This is a genomic window from Paraburkholderia sp. CHISQ3 (assembly GCF_030464945.1).
Classification (GTDB): domain Bacteria; phylum Pseudomonadota; class Gammaproteobacteria; order Burkholderiales; family Burkholderiaceae; genus Paraburkholderia; species Paraburkholderia megapolitana.
Map to the genome: position 1 here is coordinate 17,557 of NZ_JALPRG010000009.1, position 16,221 is coordinate 33,777.

Annotated in this window: 16 protein-coding genes; 10 read left to right on the forward strand and 6 right to left on the reverse strand. The window is 62.6% G+C overall.

Annotation, left to right across the window (positions count from 1 at the left end; translation table 11 throughout):
* Nucleotides 1-98 precede the first annotated feature (98 nt).
* Nucleotides 99-968 carry a sulfurtransferase gene (locus M0D65_RS21305; RefSeq protein WP_266254451.1) on the forward strand — a complete coding sequence of 290 codons (870 nt, stop codon included), beginning with the start codon at nucleotides 99-101 and terminating at the stop codon, nucleotides 966-968.
* 106 nt (nucleotides 969-1,074) lie between these two features.
* On the opposite strand, the gene M0D65_RS21310 is transcribed toward M0D65_RS21305, so the two are convergent.
* The 3 genes from M0D65_RS21310 to polA all read right to left on the reverse strand — a co-directional run bounded on the left by M0D65_RS21310 (nucleotide 1,075) and on the right by polA (nucleotide 6,317).
* Complete coding sequence (locus M0D65_RS21310) at nucleotides 1,075-1,947, reverse strand: dienelactone hydrolase family protein (RefSeq protein WP_266254452.1); 873 nt, start codon at nucleotides 1,945-1,947, stop codon at nucleotides 1,075-1,077.
* Nucleotides 1,948-2,063: 116 nt separating this feature from the next.
* Entirely contained in the window at nucleotides 2,064-3,413 is a 1,350-nt protein-coding gene (locus M0D65_RS21315; RefSeq protein ID WP_266254453.1) for an NAD(P)/FAD-dependent oxidoreductase, read from the reverse strand.
* 150 nt (nucleotides 3,414-3,563) lie between these two features.
* Nucleotides 3,564-6,317, reverse strand: a complete 2,754-nt coding sequence (gene polA / locus M0D65_RS21320) for a DNA polymerase I (RefSeq protein ID WP_266254454.1) — start codon at nucleotides 6,315-6,317, stop codon at nucleotides 3,564-3,566.
* Nucleotide 6,318: 1 nt separating this feature from the next.
* On the opposite strand from polA, the gene M0D65_RS21325 reads away from it, so the two are divergent.
* Complete coding sequence (locus M0D65_RS21325) at nucleotides 6,319-7,071, forward strand: TIGR00730 family Rossman fold protein (protein WP_091012665.1); 753 nt, start codon at nucleotides 6,319-6,321, stop codon at nucleotides 7,069-7,071.
* A 24-nt stretch (nucleotides 7,072-7,095) separates the two neighbouring features.
* Here the strand turns inward: M0D65_RS21325 and M0D65_RS21330 are convergent, their stop codons facing one another.
* Nucleotides 7,096-7,977, reverse strand: a complete 882-nt coding sequence (locus M0D65_RS21330; RefSeq protein WP_266254455.1) for a transcriptional regulator GcvA — start codon at nucleotides 7,975-7,977, stop codon at nucleotides 7,096-7,098.
* A gap of 98 nt (nucleotides 7,978-8,075) precedes the next feature.
* On the opposite strand from M0D65_RS21330, the gene M0D65_RS21335 reads away from it, so the two are divergent.
* Together M0D65_RS21335 and M0D65_RS21340 are read left to right on the forward strand one after the other, a co-directional pair.
* A complete protein-coding gene (locus M0D65_RS21335) occupies nucleotides 8,076-8,672 on the forward strand; it encodes a chromate transporter (protein WP_266254456.1) in 597 nt (198 codons plus the stop codon).
* Complete coding sequence (locus M0D65_RS21340; RefSeq protein WP_091012658.1) at nucleotides 8,669-9,199, forward strand: chromate transporter; 531 nt, start codon at nucleotides 8,669-8,671, stop codon at nucleotides 9,197-9,199. The genes M0D65_RS21335 and M0D65_RS21340 overlap by 4 nt, the downstream gene beginning before the upstream one ends.
* A 7-nt stretch (nucleotides 9,200-9,206) precedes the next feature.
* Here the strand turns inward: M0D65_RS21340 and M0D65_RS21345 are convergent, their stop codons facing one another.
* Entirely contained in the window at nucleotides 9,207-10,739 is a 1,533-nt protein-coding gene (locus tag M0D65_RS21345) for an AMP nucleosidase (protein WP_091012656.1), read from the reverse strand.
* Nucleotides 10,740-10,919: 180 nt separating this feature from the next.
* Between M0D65_RS21345 and M0D65_RS21350 the strand changes: the two genes are divergently transcribed.
* The 6 genes from M0D65_RS21350 (at nucleotide 10,920) to M0D65_RS21375 (ending at nucleotide 16,025) form a co-directional block, all read left to right on the forward strand.
* The gene (locus M0D65_RS21350; RefSeq protein ID WP_266254457.1) at nucleotides 10,920-11,348 is read left to right on the forward strand and encodes a hypothetical protein; all 429 of its coding nucleotides are present in this window, start codon (nucleotides 10,920-10,922) and stop codon (nucleotides 11,346-11,348) included.
* A gap of 190 nt (nucleotides 11,349-11,538) precedes the next feature.
* Nucleotides 11,539-12,534, forward strand: a complete 996-nt coding sequence (locus M0D65_RS21355) for a homoserine kinase (protein ID WP_091012649.1) — start codon at nucleotides 11,539-11,541, stop codon at nucleotides 12,532-12,534.
* A complete protein-coding gene (locus M0D65_RS21360) occupies nucleotides 12,525-13,307 on the forward strand; it encodes a BPSS1780 family membrane protein (protein WP_091012647.1) in 783 nt (260 codons plus the stop codon). The genes M0D65_RS21355 and M0D65_RS21360 overlap by 10 nt, the downstream gene beginning before the upstream one ends.
* 103 nt (nucleotides 13,308-13,410) lie before the next feature.
* A complete protein-coding gene (locus tag M0D65_RS21365; RefSeq protein WP_266254458.1) occupies nucleotides 13,411-13,863 on the forward strand; it encodes a MarR family winged helix-turn-helix transcriptional regulator in 453 nt (150 codons plus the stop codon).
* A gap of 163 nt (nucleotides 13,864-14,026) precedes the next feature.
* Nucleotides 14,027-14,446, forward strand: a complete 420-nt coding sequence (locus M0D65_RS21370) for an organic hydroperoxide resistance protein (protein ID WP_091012642.1) — start codon at nucleotides 14,027-14,029, stop codon at nucleotides 14,444-14,446.
* A 94-nt stretch (nucleotides 14,447-14,540) separates the two neighbouring features.
* Entirely contained in the window at nucleotides 14,541-16,025 is a 1,485-nt protein-coding gene (locus M0D65_RS21375; protein ID WP_266254459.1) for a deoxyribodipyrimidine photo-lyase, read from the forward strand.
* Nucleotides 16,026-16,044: 19 nt separating this feature from the next.
* Here M0D65_RS21375 and M0D65_RS21380 read toward each other — a convergent pair whose 3' ends face one another.
* A complete protein-coding gene (locus M0D65_RS21380) occupies nucleotides 16,045-16,221 on the reverse strand; it encodes a DUF3563 family protein (RefSeq protein WP_091012638.1) in 177 nt (58 codons plus the stop codon).

The following is a 16,221-nucleotide window of genomic DNA, read 5'->3' on the forward strand; positions in this document are numbered from 1 at the left end:
GCATAGAACGACGGAAAGACGGGCTTCGGCCCGTCTTTTTTGTTTAGACTTGGAACAGGGTTCGGCTACGACCGAAACCGCCGTCTCCAGGAGCCGTCATGCCGCACACCCACTACACCACCCTGATCTCCGCAACGAATCTCGCCGAGCGGCTCGCCGCCGCGCCCGGCAGCGTCTTCGTTGCCGATTGCCGCTTCGATCTCGCCGCGCCGGATGCGGGCCAAGCCGCCTACGCCGCCGGTCATCTGCCCGGCGCGCATTATCTGCATCTCGATCGCGATCTTTCCGGGTCGAAAACCGGCGCGAACGGGCGCCATCCTTTGCCCGAGCGCGCGAAGCTCGTCGAAACGCTGGTTGCACAGGGACTGAAGCAGGGCCAGCAGGTTGTCGCTTACGACGCGCAAGGCGGGATGTACGCGGCGCGCCTGTGGTGGTTGCTGCGCTGGCTCGGGCATGACGCGGTCGCGCTGCTCGACGGCGGACTGCAAGCCTGGCAGGCCTCCAGCGAGCCGCTGATGCAGGACGCGCCGACTCTGGTCCGCGGCGACTTCAAGGCTGGCGCGCCGCTGGCGGTGACGATCGATGCGCAGGCGGTCGAGCGCAATCTCGGCACACGCGAGCGCATCCTCGTCGACGCGCGGGCCGCCGATCGTTACCGCGGAGAAAACGAAACAATCGATCCAGTGGGCGGCCATATTCCTGGCGCGCTGAACCGCTTCTTCAAGGACAACCTCACCGCGGACGGCCGCTTCAAGTCCGCACACACGCTACGCGAAGAATTCGGCGCGCTGCTGCCCGGCACCGCACCGGAGAAGGTCGTTCTGCAATGCGGCTCGGGCGTCACCGCCTGTCATAACGCGCTCGCCATGGAGATCGCCGGGCTGCACGGGGCCGCGCTTTATTCTGGATCGTGGAGCGAATGGGTCGCCGATACATCGCGGCCAGTTGCGACGGGCGCGGCGCCCTGAGACTACGAGGCCCGCAGATAGCCTTCGAGCTAGCCGAGCAAGCAATAGCGGCAGACGCGACCATCGCGTCATGCCGCTACACTCAACTCACAGCGCGCGTGCTCGCTCAAGCCACGCCGTGCTGTTTAAACCACGCTAGCGCGCGCCGCCAGCCGTCTTCGGCATCCGCCTTCTTGTAGCTCGGCCGATAGTCGGCGAAAAACGCGTGGCCCGCGTCGTCGTACACGACGAACTGCGAGCCGCGTCCTTCCCGCGGTCCTTCGGTGATGGCCTGCTTCATCTGCTCGAGTGTGTCCTGCGGAATGCTCGTATCCTGCCGGCCATAAAGGCCCAGCACCGGCGCGTGCAGATCGGCGACACGATCGATTGGATTGGCCGGCGTCATCGCAGTGTGATCTCCGGCCACGCGCCCGTACCATGCGACTGCCGCGCGCACGTTCGGATTGTGTTCCGCATACAGCCACGTAATTCTCCCGCCCCAGCAGAAACCGTTGACACCCACGCGCCGCAGATCGCCGCCGTGCTCACCGGCCCATGCAACGGTGGCGTCGAGATCGGCCAGCACCTGCGCATCGGGTACCTTGCTGACGAGTTGCTCGTTGAGCTGCTGAATGGTTGGATAGATCGACGCATCGCCTTCCCGCGTATACAGGTTCGGTGCAATCGCCAGATAACCCGCTTTCGCGAACCGGCGGCAGACGTCGGCGATGTGCTCATGCACGCCGAAAATCTCGTGGACCACGATGATCACGGGCAGATGCGTCTTGCCCTTCGGCTGCGCGCGATAGGCCGGCACGATGATGCCGCCCGAGGTCACGGCGACCTCGCCGGCTTCGAGTCCGTCGCTATCGGTGTGAATGGTCTGTGCCGACACCGGCAGCACGGCGGCGGCAAAACCGCTGCCGAGTGCGGCCTTGATGAAGGTGCGGCGATCGAATGGAACGTGTGGGACGAGGCTATCGACTTCGGGTTTCAGCATGTAGCGCTCCTTGGGTGGAAGGCAACGACGCAACAGCATACCCCTGGCGGCGAACGCGCGCCGTACAGACCACAGGCAGCGGGCAGCAGCGGCGCTGAACCCGCCACACGCCACGCTCAGTGCAGTTTGACCCGCGGCAACGTCGTGCGCCGCAACCAGTGCGCGACCGTATCGAGCACCATCCGCGCGTAGCCGTGCAGTGCGGCGATATGCAGCCGGTACAGCGACATGTACATGAAACGCGCGAACAGCCCCTCGATCAGCATGCTGCCGCCGATCACCCCGCCCATCAGATTGCCGACCGCGCTGAAGTGCCCAAGCGATACGAGCGAACCGAAATCGCGGTAAGCAAACTGCGGCAAGGCACCACCGTCGACACGAGCCGCGAGCACTTTCAATAGAAAACTCGCCTGCTGATGCGCGGCCTGTGCGCGCGGCGGCACGTTGCCGTCGGTACCCGCCCACGCGCACGCGGCGCAATCGCCGAGCGCGAAGATGTTGTCGTCGGTTTCGGTCTGCAGCGTATTGCGCACGATGAGCTGGCCCTGCCGGTTCACGGCCAGGCCGTCGAGCTGGCTTAGCACCGCTGGCGCCTTGATGCCCGCGGCCCAGACCGTCAGGTCGGCGCGCACGGTCTTGCCGCTCGCCGTACGCACGAGGCCCGGCGCGACTTCGGACACGGTCTCGCCGGTCATCAGCTTGACGCCGAGTTTGACGAGCAGTTCCGTCGTGGCAGTCGATACGCGTTCGGGCAGTGCCGGCAAAATCCGCGCGCCGGCTTCGATCAGCACGATGCCGATGTCGTGACGTGGATCGAGTTTATGCAAGCCGTACGCCGACAGCACCTGCGCGGTGTTGCGCAACTCGGCAGACAGTTCGACACCCGTCGCACCGCCACCGACAATCGCCACCTGAATGCGCGGCTCGCTCGAAGCCGATGCGTCCAGCCCCGACTCGACGGGTTCGTGCGCCTGGTATTCGGCGCGGATGCACGCGGCGATCAGGCGTTTGCGAAAGCGCTCAGCCTGGTGGACGGTATCGAGTGCAATCGAATACTCGGACGCACCCTGTACGCCGAAGAAATGCGTCGTGCTGCCGATCGCAACAACGAGCGTGTCGTATTCGAGTTCGCGTTGCGGCAACAATTCCGCGCCGTCTTCATCCGCGACCGACGAGAGCGTGATACGCCGCGCCGCGCGATCGAGCGCAGTCAGTTCGCCCTGCTGAAACTCGAAACCATGCCAGCGCGCCTGGGCCGCATATTCGAGTTCCTGCGTGAACGGATCCATGCTGCCCGCCGCGACCTCATGCAGCAGCGGCTTCCAGATATGCGTCGGATAGCGGTCGACCAGTGTGACCTGCGCACGTGCGTCGCCCTTGTTCTTCTTTGGAGCGTAGCGATCGCCTAAACGCGTCGCCAGTTCCAGTCCCCCCGCGCCCCCGCCAACGACGATAAAACGATGCATGCGATTCTCCGTATGTCGATCGGTTGTGGGTCGAGACGGCGTGATGCGTGGCTTATGCCGTCGTTATCGATTGTCGGCGACGCCTGCGGCTTCTTGCAAGCCGCAGGTCGGCATGTGTGACATACGCATGACTATATGCGTGCACAGGCGTCAATGTGCTTCTTCCCAGTTGTCGCCGGCGCCGACTTCTGCAACGAGCGGCACCTTCAGCGCAGCAACGCCGCACATCAGTTCGGGCAGCTTCTTGCGAACCTCGGCGAGTTCGCTGTCCGGCACTTCGAGTATCAGCTCATCGTGGACCTGCATGATCATCCGCGTACCAACCGGCGATGCGTCGAGCCAGCGCTGCACCGCGATCATCGACAGCTTGATCAGATCGGCGGCCGTGCCTTGCATCGGCGCGTTGATCGCCGCGCGCTCCGCGGCCTGGCGCCGCGGACCATTGCCACCGTTGATCTCGGGCAACCACAGCCGCCGGCCGAACACGGTCTCGACATAACCCTTCTCTTTCGCACTCGCGCGCGTGTCGTCCATGTATTTCGCCACGCCCGGATAGCGCGCGAAATACCGGTCGATATAGAGCTTTGCCGCATCGCGCGTAATGCCGAGATTCGATGCGAGGCCAAACGAACTCATCCCGTAGATCAAACCGAAGTTGATCACCTTCGCGATGCGTCGCTGGTCCGAATTCACTTCGAGCGGCGTCACGCCGAACACTTCGGCGGCTGTCGCGCGGTGGATGTCCTCGCCTTGGGCAAACGCACGCAGCAGCGATTCGTCGCCGGAGATGTGCGCCATGATGCGTAGTTCGATCTGCGAGTAGTCGGCGGAAACGAGCTTGTGGCCCGGCGTAGCGATAAAGGCTTCGCGAATGCGCCGGCCTTCTGCCGTGCGCACCGGAATGTTCTGCAGATTCGGATCGTTCGACGCGAGCCGCCCCGTTACCGCCACGGCCTGCGCGTAGTTCGTGTGCACGCGCCCCGTCTGCGCGTTCACCATGCGCGGCAGCTTGTCGGTGTAGGTCGATTTCAGCTTCGACAGGCCACGATGTTCGAGCAGCAGCTTCGGCAACGGATAGTCTTCGGCGAGTTTCTGCAGCACTTCTTCATCGGTGGAAGGTGCACCGCTTGGTGTCTTCTTCACGACCGGCAACTGCAGCTTCTCGAAGAAAATCTGGCCGATCTGCTTCGGCGAACCGAGATTGAATTCGCCGCCCGCCAGTTCGTACGCTTCGCCTTCGAGCTGCACGAGCCGTGTCGCGATCTCGTTGCTTTGCCGGCGCAGTTTCTCGGCATCGATCAGCACGCCGGCGCGTTCCATCTTGCGCAGCACACGCGACGTCGGGAGCTCGATCTCCCGGTACACGTATTCGAGACCTTTCTCTGCGGTGACCTGCGGGTACAGCGCGAGATGCAGACGCAGCGTGATGTCGGCGTCTTCCGCGGCGTATTCGGCGGCCTGATCGAGTGCGACTTCATCGAAGCCGATCTGCTGCGCGCCCTTGCCCGCTACTTCCTCATACTTGATCGTCTTGATGCCGAGATGACGCAGCGCCAGGCTGTCCATGTCGTGCGTGCGATGCGATTCGACCACGTACGACTCGAGCAGCGTGTCATGCTCGATGCCATCCATCTCGATGCCGTAGTTGGCAAGCACCTGTTCGTCGTACTTCAGATGCTGGCCGACTTTTTTCTTCACCGGACTCTCGAGCCATGGCTTCAGCTTCGCGAGCACTTCATCGCGCGGCAGTTGCACCGGTGCATCGGGTCCGCGATGTGCAACCGGAATATAGGCTGCATAACCTGGTTCCACGGACAACGACAGACCGACGAGTTGCGCGGTCATTGGATCGAGCGAAGTGGTTTCGGTATCGAATGCGGTGAGTTGCGCGGCGTCGATCTTCGCGAGCCACGCGTCGAACTGCTCCCACGTCTGTACGGTGTCGTAGTGACGTTCGACATCGACGGTTTGCGCAGGTGCCACGTCGATTTGCGGCCCTTCGACGACCTCGGCCGTCTCGACTTCACGCAACCATGTCTTGAAGCCGTGCCGCGCGAACACGTCGCGCAACTCGGTGCGCGCCTCGGGCCGCGAGGCGAGCGACGCTTCAATCGATGCGATGTGCTGCGTCAGATCGCAGGCGGTTTCGACAGTGACGAGCTTTCTCGCCATCGGCAGGAAATCGAGTGCGCGGCGCAGGTTGTCGCCGACTGCCCCCTTGATTTCATCCGCATGCGCGATGACGCCGTCGAGCGAGTCGTACTGCGCAAGCCACTTGAGTGCGGTTTTCGGTCCGCACTTGTCGACGCCCGGTACGTTGTCGACGGTGTCGCCGATCAGCGACAAGTAATCGACGATCCGCTCCGGTGGCACGCCGAACTTCGCGAGCACGCCCGCGCGATCAAGCGTTTCGTTCGTCATCGTGTTGATCAACGTGACGCTATCGGTAACGAGTTGCGCGAGGTCTTTGTCGCCGGTGGAGACGATCACCTTCATGCCGAGCTTTTCGGCCTGTGTGCTGAGCGTACCGATCACATCGTCGGCCTCAACGCGATCGATCATCAGCAGCGGCCAGCCCAGCGCGCGCACGGCGACATGGATCGGCTCGATCTGGCGCACCAGATCTTCGGGCATCGACGCGCGGTTGGCTTTGTAATCCGGGTACCAGTCGTCGCGAAACGTCTTGCCCTTCGCATCGAACACGCACGCGCTATACTCTGCAGTGACTTCCTTGCGCATGCGCCGCAGCATGTTGATGATGCCGTACAGCGCGCCGGTCGGTTCGCCGTCCGGTCCACGCAGATCGGGCAATGCGTGGTAGGCCCGGTAGAGATAGCTCGAACCGTCTACCAATAGCAGGGTCTTACCTTCCAGCTTCGCTTCCAGGTACTGTTCTTCAGGCATTATGACTAAGAGAAAAGTGATTCCGAGTCTGCGATCGCTCGCAGATCAAGAGCGCGCGACAGCCAAAAAGGCCCGCGCATCGTGGCAGATGTTCACGATTATGGCAGAGTTTATCGAGGCGACCGAGTACCTCTCGGAGATCCGCCCGGCTGTCAGCATCTACGGTTCAGCGCGACTGAAACCGGACTCGCCCTACTACAAACTCGCCACGCAGATCGCGCGCAAACTGTCCGACGCGGGCTTCGCGGTGATCTCCGGCGGCGGTCCCGGCATCATGGAAGCGGCGAACAAGGGCGCACATGCGGGCAAGGCCCCTTCGGTCGGTCTGAACATCGAGCTGCCACACGAGCAATCGGGCAACCAGTGGCAGGACATCTCGCTGCGCTTTCGCCATTTCTTCACGCGCAAGGTGACGTTCGTGAAGAACTCGGATGCCGTGATCGTGATGCCCGGCGGCTTCGGCACGCTCGACGAACTCGCGGAAGTGCTCACGCTGATCCAGACGAAGAAGTCGCGGCACGTACCGATCATTCTGGTCGGCGGCGAGTTCTGGCATGGCCTGCTCGGGTGGTTCAAGGATCAGCTGGTGCCGATGGGCCTGATCAATGCCAACGACATGGACCTGATGCAGGTCATCGACGATCCGGACCAGGTGCTCGAAGCGGTGCTCGCGTTCTACGAAGACCGCGAAGAGCATGAAGACGGCGATGTCCACCCGGGCAAGTCGGACGAAGACCGGATGTTCTACCTGTAACGCGTCTGGCTGGCAGGTCGGCGCTTACGCGGAATCGGCCTGCGCCTCGAGCCAGCGGCAGAACTGCACGACGAGTGGCGAATCGGCTACTTCGTGCCGCGCCACCCACCAGTAGCCACGCGCATCGAGTCGCGGTCCGGGTAGCGGCACGACGAGCCGTCCGGACGCGAGTTCGTCGGCCAGCATCGGCAGCGGTCCGAGTGCGACACCGAGTCCATCTATCGCTGCCTGCAATGCCAGATAGAAGTGGTCGAACGACTGCTTCTTGCGGCACTTCGCCTTCACCCCTGCTGCTGCCAGCCAGTTGCGCCACGCATCCGGCCGGGTATCCGAATGCAGCAACACGTGGCGCGCGAGGTCATCGGCCACGACGATCGGCGCGCGCTGCAACAGCGCGGGGCTGCATACCGGAATCTCGTGTTCCTCGAGAAAATGGCCGCTCGCGCAGTTCGGCCAGTGCGCGGGACCGCGCCTGACCGCCACATCGAAACCATCGATCGTCTCCACCGGTGCATCCGACGTCGACAGCCGTAGCTCGACATTGGGCGCCATCCGCTGAAACTGGCTCAAGCGCGGTAGCAGCCACTTCATTGCGAAAGTCGACAGGGCATTGACGCGCAGCACATGCACGACACCGGTATCGCGCAGTTGATCCGTCGCGAGCGCAATGCTGTCGAAAGCAGCCTGCACGCTCGCGAGATAGCGGCGCCCGTCGTCGGTGAGCCGGACCCGCTTGCCGCGACGATGAAACACCTGCACGCCGACCCATGCTTCGAAGGCAGCAACCTGCCGGCTGATTGCACCGTGGGTCACATGCAACTCGTCTGCGGCGGCCGTGAAGCTATCGCACCGGGCCGCGGCCTCGAAGGCACGGAGCGCAGAGAACGGAGGAAGATTGCGAGCCATGCTTGTGATTGTAGATCACAAGCGGATGCCCGAAAAATCGTTTTGCCCGACAACGCTTCGGCGCTACTCTCGACGGTCTGTACCGGACGAATATCACAATGAATCAGCAGCCCACTTCCCCTGACACATCGCTTACACATCGGCCTACGTTGCGCGAAATATTCGGCGGCTTTCTTGGCCTCGGCCTCATCTCGTTTGGTGGTGCGTTGCCGCTTGCGCGACGTGCGGTCGTCGAGCGGCGCCACTGGCTAACCGCCGCCGAATTCACCGATCTGCTCGGGTTGTGCCAGTTTCTGCCGGGCGGCAATGTCATCAACCTTTCGGTTGCGATCGGCATGCGTTTTCGTGGACTGCCTGGCGCGCTTGCGGGGTTGCTCGGGTTGATCGCGGGGCCGTCGCTCGTCGTGATCGGTCTCGGTGTGCTGTATGAGCACACGCAAAACGACCCGCATGTGAAGCACCTGTTCGCCGGGCTCGCGGCAGCCGCGGCCGGTCTGCTCGTCGCGATGGCGGTCAAGATACTGCTGCCGTTGCGGCACGATCCGGCAGCGGCGATCATCGCCGCGCTCGGGTTCGTCGCCATCGCAATCGTGCGTGCGCCGCTCCTGCCGACCATGCTCGTGCTCACACCGCTCAGCATGCTTGTCGCGGCACGCGCGCGGAAAATCGCCGAAGCCGGGAAGACAGCACCATGAACGACACACTCGTTTCGCTTGCAATTATCTTTAGCCAGTTGTCACTGCTCGCATTCGGCGGCGGCAATACGATCCTTCCGGAGATGCAGCGGCAGGTGGTGGACGTGCATCACTGGATGCCCGCCAGCGAATTCAGCGCGCTCTTCGCGCTTGCGCAGGCCGCGCCTGGACCGAACCTGATGATCGTGACGCTGGTCGGCTGGCACGTGGCTGGATGGGCCGGCATGCTGGTGACGTCGGTGGCGAAGTTCGGGCCATCGTCGATCGTGACGATTCTCGCGCTGCACGCGTGGGAACGCTTCAAGGACCGGCCGTGGAGAAGCATCGTGCAGAAGGCGCTCGTGCCGGTCACGGCGGGCCTCGTCGGCGCGAGCGCGGCGCTGATCGCGCAGGCTTCCGATACGACGGCGATCGCGTGGGCGATCACCGCCGTGTGCGCGGCACTTGCGCTGAAGACGCGGATTCATCCGCTGTGGTTGCTGGCTGCCGGGAGTTTGATTGGGTTGACGGGGTTTGGGCAGTTTTGAGGGGCGCTTACTGAAACGCCACTTCCGCAAAACTCCGCAACTTCCGGCTATGCAACCGATGCAACCCGTTCGTGCGCAAAATCTCCATCGCCTTCACCCCGATCTGCAGATGCTGATCGACCTGCGCGCGATAAAACTGATCGGCCATGCCAGGCAACTTCAGTTCACCGTGTAGCGGTTTGTCCGACACGCACAGCAACGTACCGTACGGCACACGGAAGCGGAACCCATTCGCCGCAATCGTCGCGCTTTCCATATCGAGCGCAACCGCGCGGCTTTGCGACAACCGCTGCACCGGCTCACGATGGTCGCGCAGTTCCCAGTTGCGGTTATCAACGCTCGCCACTGTCCCGGTGCGCATCACGCGCTTCAGTTCGACGCCTTCGAGCTGCGTCACCTGCGCGACCGCACCTTCCAGCGCGACCTGCACTTCGGCGAGCGCCGGAATCGGCACCCATAGCGGCAGATCATCGTCGAGTACGTGATCCTCGCGCACATAGCCGTGCGCAAGCACGTAATCGCCAAGACGCTGCGTATTGCGCAGCCCCGCGCAGTGACCCAGCATGATCCACGCATGCGGACGCAGCACGGCGATGTGATCGGTAATCGTCTTCGCGTTGGACGGCCCGACGCCGATGTTGACCATCGTGATGCCGCTGCCGTCCGCGCGCTTCAGGTGATAGGCAGGCATCTGCGGCAGACGCGGCGGCGGCGTGCCTTCGTCGTCCTGCTCGCCGAGATTCGCGTTGTACGTGATCACGTCGCCGGGTTCGACGAACGATGTGTATTCGCTGCGATAGGCACGCAGCTCCGCGTCGTCGGTATGGGCCATCATCTTGCGGCCGAGCGCGACGAACTCGTCGATATAGAACTGGTAGTTCGTGTACAGCACGTAGTTCTGGCAATGCGTCGGCGACGTCGCCGTGTAGTGCTTCAGTCGATGCAGCGAGAAATCCACGCGCGCGGCCGTGAACAGCGCAAGCGGATGCGGCTCGCCGGGCGGCGGTTCATAGGTACCGTTGACGATGCGATCGTCGAGCAGCGCAAGGTCGGGCGTATCGAAGATATCGCGCATCGCGAACAGCCGCTCGCGATCGAGATCGCCTTCCAGATGAATGCCCTCCGCAAACGCGAAATGAATCGGAATAGGCTGGTCTGACACACCGACTTCGATCGACACGTGATGATTCTTCGCCAGCAGTCGCAACTGTTCGCGATAGTAGTTGCCGAACAGATCGGGCCGCGTCACGGTGGTCTCGAACACGCCGGGGCCGGCGACAAAACCATATGAGCGGCGCGAATCGATGTGTGTGTTGACCTCGGTGCGCACCCGCACGAACGGGTAACACGCGCGCACGCGGCGCTCGAATGCCTCGTTGCGCCGGTAGCGGGCAAACGCGTCGCGCAGGTACGACGTATTCGCTTCGTAGATCGCGGAAAGCCGGGTGACGGCGTCGGCGGCGTCGGCGAACGCCTCAGTCGGGAAGGTGTCGGCGGGTGTCTGCACCGCGCGTGATTTGAGTGGATCGTTCATCTTCATTGGCCTCGGTTGATGCGACGACATTACCATGGAACACGCGCCGCGGATGCCCGCGGCAGACCGGACGGGGCACGGGCTGGTTCCGCGCAACCTGCGCGAAAGCGGCGCAAAATAACCCTTGGTAATCCGTGCCCGGAGCATGGATTTGCTAGAATCTGGGCACCCAATCGGAGAATCGCCATGAAGTCGTTCCTTACCGTCGCCGCGGCAGCCGTTGCAGCGACGCTCGCCTTCGGCGGCGTCGCACTGGCCGCCCAGCCCACCGACGACGCCACGGCTGCCACGAACGCTCAAGCTGCCGCTGCCGACGAAGCGCAATCCGCCAACGAACGCGCCGGCCTGCCGGACCTGAAGGCGATCAACCGTCCGGCAGCCGAAGTCAGCTCGAAGGTCGACATCGACGTGCCGCGCACGCCGAGCTTCTACGAACGCAGTGGCAGCGGCACCGAGATCACCGAATACCGCGATAAAGGCAAACCAGTCGAAATCGACGTGCGTTCGAACTTCGGCACGCGCTACCAGATGAGCGCACCGACCGACACATCGCCTACAGTGCGCGACAACGGCCGCGCAAGCACACGCCTGCCGTCGATCAACCTGCATTATTGATCCCGCATGATGTAACACGATGTCCGCGCGGGACGGCAACGTCGCGCCACAGCATCGCCGCAGTACTGCGATACCAGGACCTACCCAAACCGCACGATTTCGCCCGTGGCTCCCTACCCGGGCGGTCTCACCCGCCTGCCGCACTGGCCGCCTCGAGCCAGTCCGACCAACCCGATCCGACGCTTCCCGCATGGCTGTCTTCACTGCTGTCACTGAACTGCAACTCGCACAATGGATGCGCCACTACGATCTCGGCGATGTCGTCGGGTTTCGCGGCATTCCGTCGGGCATCGAGAACAGCAACTTCTTTCTGACCACGACGCGCGGCGAATACGTCCTCACGATCTTCGAGAAGCTGACGGCCGGGCAGTTGCCGTTCTATCTCGATCTGATGCGGCATCTGGCCGCACATCGCGTGCCGGTCCCCGATCCGGTTCCGCTCGACGACGGCAAGCTGTTCGGCATACTGCACGGCAAGCCGGCCGCGATCGTCAGCAAGCTCGAAGGTAGCCCTGAGCTGGCGCCGGGCGTCGAGCATTGCGTCGAGGTTGGCCAGATGCTTGCGCGCATGCATCTCGCGGGTCGCGATTTTGCGCAGCATCAGCCGAACCTGCGCAGCCTGCCGTGGTGGCAGGAAACCGTGCCCGCCGTGCTGCCGTTTCTGGCCGGCGCACAACGCGATCTGCTAACCGCCGAACTCGCGCATCAACAGGCATTCTTCGCCTCCGACGATTACGCCGCGCTGCCCGCAGGGCCGTGCCATTGCGATCTGTTCCGCGACAACGTGTTGTTCGCGCATGCGGCGCCTGACACCGGCCATGAAGTCCGGCTTGGCGGCTTCTTCGATTTTTATTTCGCCGGCACCGACAAGTGGCTGTTCGACGTCGCGGTTACGGTCAACGACTGGTGCGTCGATCTGGCTACGGGCCGGTTCGACGCGGCCCGCACCGACGCGCTGCTGCGCGCCTATCAAACCGTGCGCCCGTTCACCGCGGCGGAAATCCGGCACTGGGGCGATATGCTACGGGCCGGCGCGTACCGCTTCTGGGTTTCGCGCCTGTATGATTTCCATCTGCCGCGTGCGGCCGAACTGCTGAAACCGCACGACCCAGGCCATTTCGAACGCATTCTGCGCGAGCGCCTGTCCGGCGCTGTACTTCCTGGCATTCATACCTCATGCAACTGATCGAAGTCCCGGCGAAAACCGGCTATGTGTGGTTCCGCCAGGGCATCTGGCTGTTTCGCAAGAATCCGCTCGCTTTTCTCACGCTATGTTTTGCCTACACGCTGGTGATGACGTTGATTGCGCGCGTCCCGTATGTTGGCGGCCTGGTGTTTCTGATCCTCATTCCGGGTGTCTCGGTGGGTTTCATGGCAGGCTGCCGCGATACGATCGCTGGCAAACCAGTGTTTCCGACTATTCTCGTCGACGGCTTTCGTTCGTATGGCAATGCGGCCGCGAAACGCCTGCTCTTACTCGGTGCGCTATTCATTGCTGCGATGACGGCGGTGGCGACCGTTGCAACGTTCGTCGACAGCGGCATGCTGGCCCAACAGATCGCGAGCGCCGAAGACGTGCCCGTGAAAGGCATGCTGACATTCTTCGCGTTCTCCATACCGGTCGCGATGCTGTTCTGGTTCGCGCCGATTCTTTGCGCATGGCACGACATGCCTGTCGCGAAGGCATTTTTCGCCAGCTTCGTCAGTTGCTGGCGCAATCGCAGCGCATTCATCGTGTATGGCGTGCTGTGGATCGTGCTGTTGCTCGCAGTCGTGACTATCCTGGCAATCCTGGTTCAGCAGCTCGGCACAGACGAATCTCTAACGTTCGCGGTCGTGACGACGGTGTCGACGATCTTCACGGCGATGATCTATTGCTCGGTCTACGCGACGTATCGTGGTTGCTTCAGCGTCCCGGCTCCGGACGCGCCCGACCTCCCTTCGGCACCATCGGCCTGATCCACTACGTGCCGGCGCCCGGCACGCTCGTCGCCCTCGCGAAGTTACGGCACAATGGTTAGCGTGCAATTCATTTGCACGCTTTCCACCGACGAGACCCATCATGACCCAGCGCCCCACCCTGCCATTCACGCTCGACGAGCAACTCTGCTTCGCGCTTTATTCGACGTCGCTTGCGATGACGAAGGTGTATAAGCCGCTACTCGACAAGCTCGGGCTCACCTATCCGCAATATCTGGCGATGCTGGTGCTGTGGGAAAGCGATGACCTGACGGTGAAAGACATCGCTGGCCGGTTGAATCTCGATTCGGCCACGGTAACGCCGCTATTGAAGCGCCTCGAGGCCCAAGGCTATATCGAACGCGTGCGCGGCACCGAGGACGAACGCCTCGTCTATATCCGGCTCACCCGTTCCGGCACGACGCTCAAGCGCTCGGCACGCGAGGTGCCCGCAGAACTATTCTGCGCGGCCCAGCGCACACCCGACTTCCTGATGCGCCTGCGCGACGACCTGACCGCGCTGCGCGGCACATTGCACGAGTATCTCGACAAGTAACCCCGCGCGGATTCCACATTGCGGACGTGCCACAGAATTTAGTTTGCACACTAACAATTAGTGTACTATTCACTCGTTGCACACATTTTCGATGCCCGACGCGACAGTGGCAACCGCCGGTTATCGCAGCACTCATCCACGCCACGAAACAGGAGCAGCAACCATGAGCGTACTCTACAAGGCAACCGCCACCAGCACCGGCGGCCGCGACGGCCGGGCCGTTTCTTCCGACAAGGCACTCGACGTACAACTGGCCGCCCCGCGCGAACTCGGCGGTAACGGCGCAGCGGGCACGAACCCCGAGCAACTGTTCGCCGCCGGCTATTCGGCATGCTTCCTGAGCGCGATGAAGTTCGTCGCGGGTCAGCATAAGCAGGCGCTGCCGGCCGACACGACTGTCACTGCGGATGTCGGCGTCGGTCCGAACGATAAGGGCGGTTTTGCGCTGGATGTCGAACTGCGGGTATCGCTGCCGGGTCTCGACGAAGCTGCCGCGCGCGAACTAGTCGATACCGCGCACACGGTGTGCCCGTACTCGAACGCCACGCGCAACAACGTCGACGTACGCGTGCGGATCGTCTGAAGCGGCGACCGGCGGCGGGCGGTGTTATCTTCGGCGGCATCGACTGCCGCCTGCCGCGACCGGATGGGCGTGTCTTCTACGTCCATCCGCACACATGACTCGCACCCAACATCTACAGACTGACTTTGATACCGGCCTCGTCTGGTTTCGCCGCGATTTGCGCAGCAGCGATCACGCCGCGCTTTACTACGCGCTCAAGCATTGTCGTCGGGTCTGGTGCGTGTTCGTGTTCGATACGACGATCCTGCAGCCGCTCATCGAGGCATCGCGCAACACGTCCGAGGACCGTCGTGTCGAATTCATCCTGGCATCGCTTGCGGAACTGGACAGCTCACTGCGAGGATACGGTGGCGGTCTGATCGTTCTGCACGGCGATCCGCGAGCAGTCGTGCCGGCGCTAGCGGAGCAACTCGCCGTCAATGCGGTGTTCGCCAATCACGACTACGAGCCTGCCGCGATCGAACGCGATGAAGCCGTACGCGAGTCGCTTGCCGACGCACAGCGCGAACTGGTCACGTTCAAGGATCAGGTTATTTTCGAGCGCGACGAGATTCTGACAGGCCAGCAGAAGCCCTTTTCGGTCTTCACGCCTTACAAGAATGCGTGGCTCAAGAACCTCAGCGCATTCGACCTGAAACCCTATCCAGTCGACGCATACGCCGATCGTCTCGGCACGCCGCCGCCACGTCTCGATCACGGTCTACCGACGCTTGCACAACTAGGTTTCACACCCGGCAACTTCGCCGATCTGAAGTTGCCCGCCGGCATGAGCGGTGCCCAACAGCTCCTCGACGATTTCGTCACGCGTATCGACAGTTACGCGGAGTGGCGCGATTTTCCGGCAGCGAAAGGCCCGAGCTATCTGTCCGTCCATCTGCGCTTCGGCACAGTGTCGATCCGCACCCTGGCGCGGCTTGCGTACGAGCGGTCGCTACAACCAGACGGTGCGGGTGCCGCAACGTGGCTGTCGGAGCTTATCTGGCGGGAGTTTTACTTCATGGTGCTCGCGTACCATCCGCGCCTCGCGGCTGGTGCGTCGTTCAAGGAGGAGTACGCCGCGCTCCGCTGGGAACACGGGCCTGCAGCAGACGCGGCCTTTGCAGCATGGTGCGAGGGCCGCACGGGATATCCGTTGATCGACGCGGCGATGCTGCAACTCAATCAGACGGGCTATATGCATAACCGTCTGCGGATGGTGACGGCGAGTTTTCTGGTGAAGGATCTGGGTATCGACTGGCGGCGCGGAGAGCGCTATTTCGCCGAACGGCTCAACGATTTCGACTTCGCGGCAAACAACGGCGGCTGGCAATGGGCGGCATCGACAGGTTGCGACGCGCAGCCATGGTTCCGGATTTTCAATCCGGTCACACAGTCGGAGAAATTCGATCCGCAGGGCCGCTTCATCAAGCGCTACCTGCCGCAACTCAAGCACGTACCGCCAAAGCGGATACACGCGCCGTGGCAGGCCGATGCGGGACAGCTAGCGGAGTGGCATGTGGTGCTCGGAAAGCACTATCCACAACCGATTATCGATCACGCCGATGCGCGACAACGCACGCTCGAGCGTTTCGGCAAGTGATCGCTTTGCAACCAGTAGATTAGAACTGGTTCATCCACGACGGATGACGGCTCGACGCTTCACGGTCGAGCTTGCGCATACGGAATTCGAGATCGTAGAGATCGGTGGCTTCGGACAGGTAAGCATCCTGGCGCTCTTTAGCGGCCACATCGGACGACTTCGTCAGGAATAGAAACAGGCGGCTCAGCAGGTACAT

Excerpts from the sequence above, each read along its gene's own strand:
- M0D65_RS21375 (WP_266254459.1), top strand. The coding sequence starts at position 14,541 with ATGACTCGCACCCAACATCTACAGACTGACTTTGATACCGGCCTCGTC.
- M0D65_RS21355 (WP_091012649.1), top strand. The coding sequence starts at position 11,539 with ATGGCTGTCTTCACTGCTGTCACTGAACTGCAACTCGCACAATGGATG.
- M0D65_RS21310 (WP_266254452.1), bottom strand. The coding sequence starts at position 1,947 with ATGCTGAAACCCGAAGTCGATAGCCTCGTCCCACACGTTCCATTCGAT.
- M0D65_RS21345 (WP_091012656.1), bottom strand. The coding sequence starts at position 10,739 with ATGAAGATGAACGATCCACTCAAATCACGCGCGGTGCAGACACCCGCC.
- M0D65_RS21370 (WP_091012642.1), top strand. The coding sequence starts at position 14,027 with ATGAGCGTACTCTACAAGGCAACCGCCACCAGCACCGGCGGCCGCGAC.
- polA (WP_266254454.1), bottom strand. The coding sequence starts at position 6,317 with ATGCCTGAAGAACAGTACCTGGAAGCGAAGCTGGAAGGTAAGACCCTG.
- M0D65_RS21315 (WP_266254453.1), bottom strand. The coding sequence starts at position 3,413 with ATGCATCGTTTTATCGTCGTTGGCGGGGGCGCGGGGGGACTGGAACTG.
- M0D65_RS21325 (WP_091012665.1), top strand. The coding sequence starts at position 6,319 with ATGACTAAGAGAAAAGTGATTCCGAGTCTGCGATCGCTCGCAGATCAA.
- M0D65_RS21360 (WP_091012647.1), top strand. The coding sequence starts at position 12,525 with ATGCAACTGATCGAAGTCCCGGCGAAAACCGGCTATGTGTGGTTCCGC.
- M0D65_RS21305 (WP_266254451.1), top strand. The coding sequence starts at position 99 with ATGCCGCACACCCACTACACCACCCTGATCTCCGCAACGAATCTCGCC.
- M0D65_RS21330 (WP_266254455.1), bottom strand. The coding sequence starts at position 7,977 with ATGGCTCGCAATCTTCCTCCGTTCTCTGCGCTCCGTGCCTTCGAGGCC.
- M0D65_RS21365 (WP_266254458.1), top strand. The coding sequence starts at position 13,411 with ATGACCCAGCGCCCCACCCTGCCATTCACGCTCGACGAGCAACTCTGC.
- M0D65_RS21335 (WP_266254456.1), top strand. The coding sequence starts at position 8,076 with ATGAATCAGCAGCCCACTTCCCCTGACACATCGCTTACACATCGGCCT.
- M0D65_RS21340 (WP_091012658.1), top strand. The coding sequence starts at position 8,669 with ATGAACGACACACTCGTTTCGCTTGCAATTATCTTTAGCCAGTTGTCA.
- M0D65_RS21350 (WP_266254457.1), top strand. The coding sequence starts at position 10,920 with ATGAAGTCGTTCCTTACCGTCGCCGCGGCAGCCGTTGCAGCGACGCTC.
- M0D65_RS21380 (WP_091012638.1), bottom strand. The coding sequence starts at position 16,221 with ATGTACCTGCTGAGCCGCCTGTTTCTATTCCTGACGAAGTCGTCCGAT.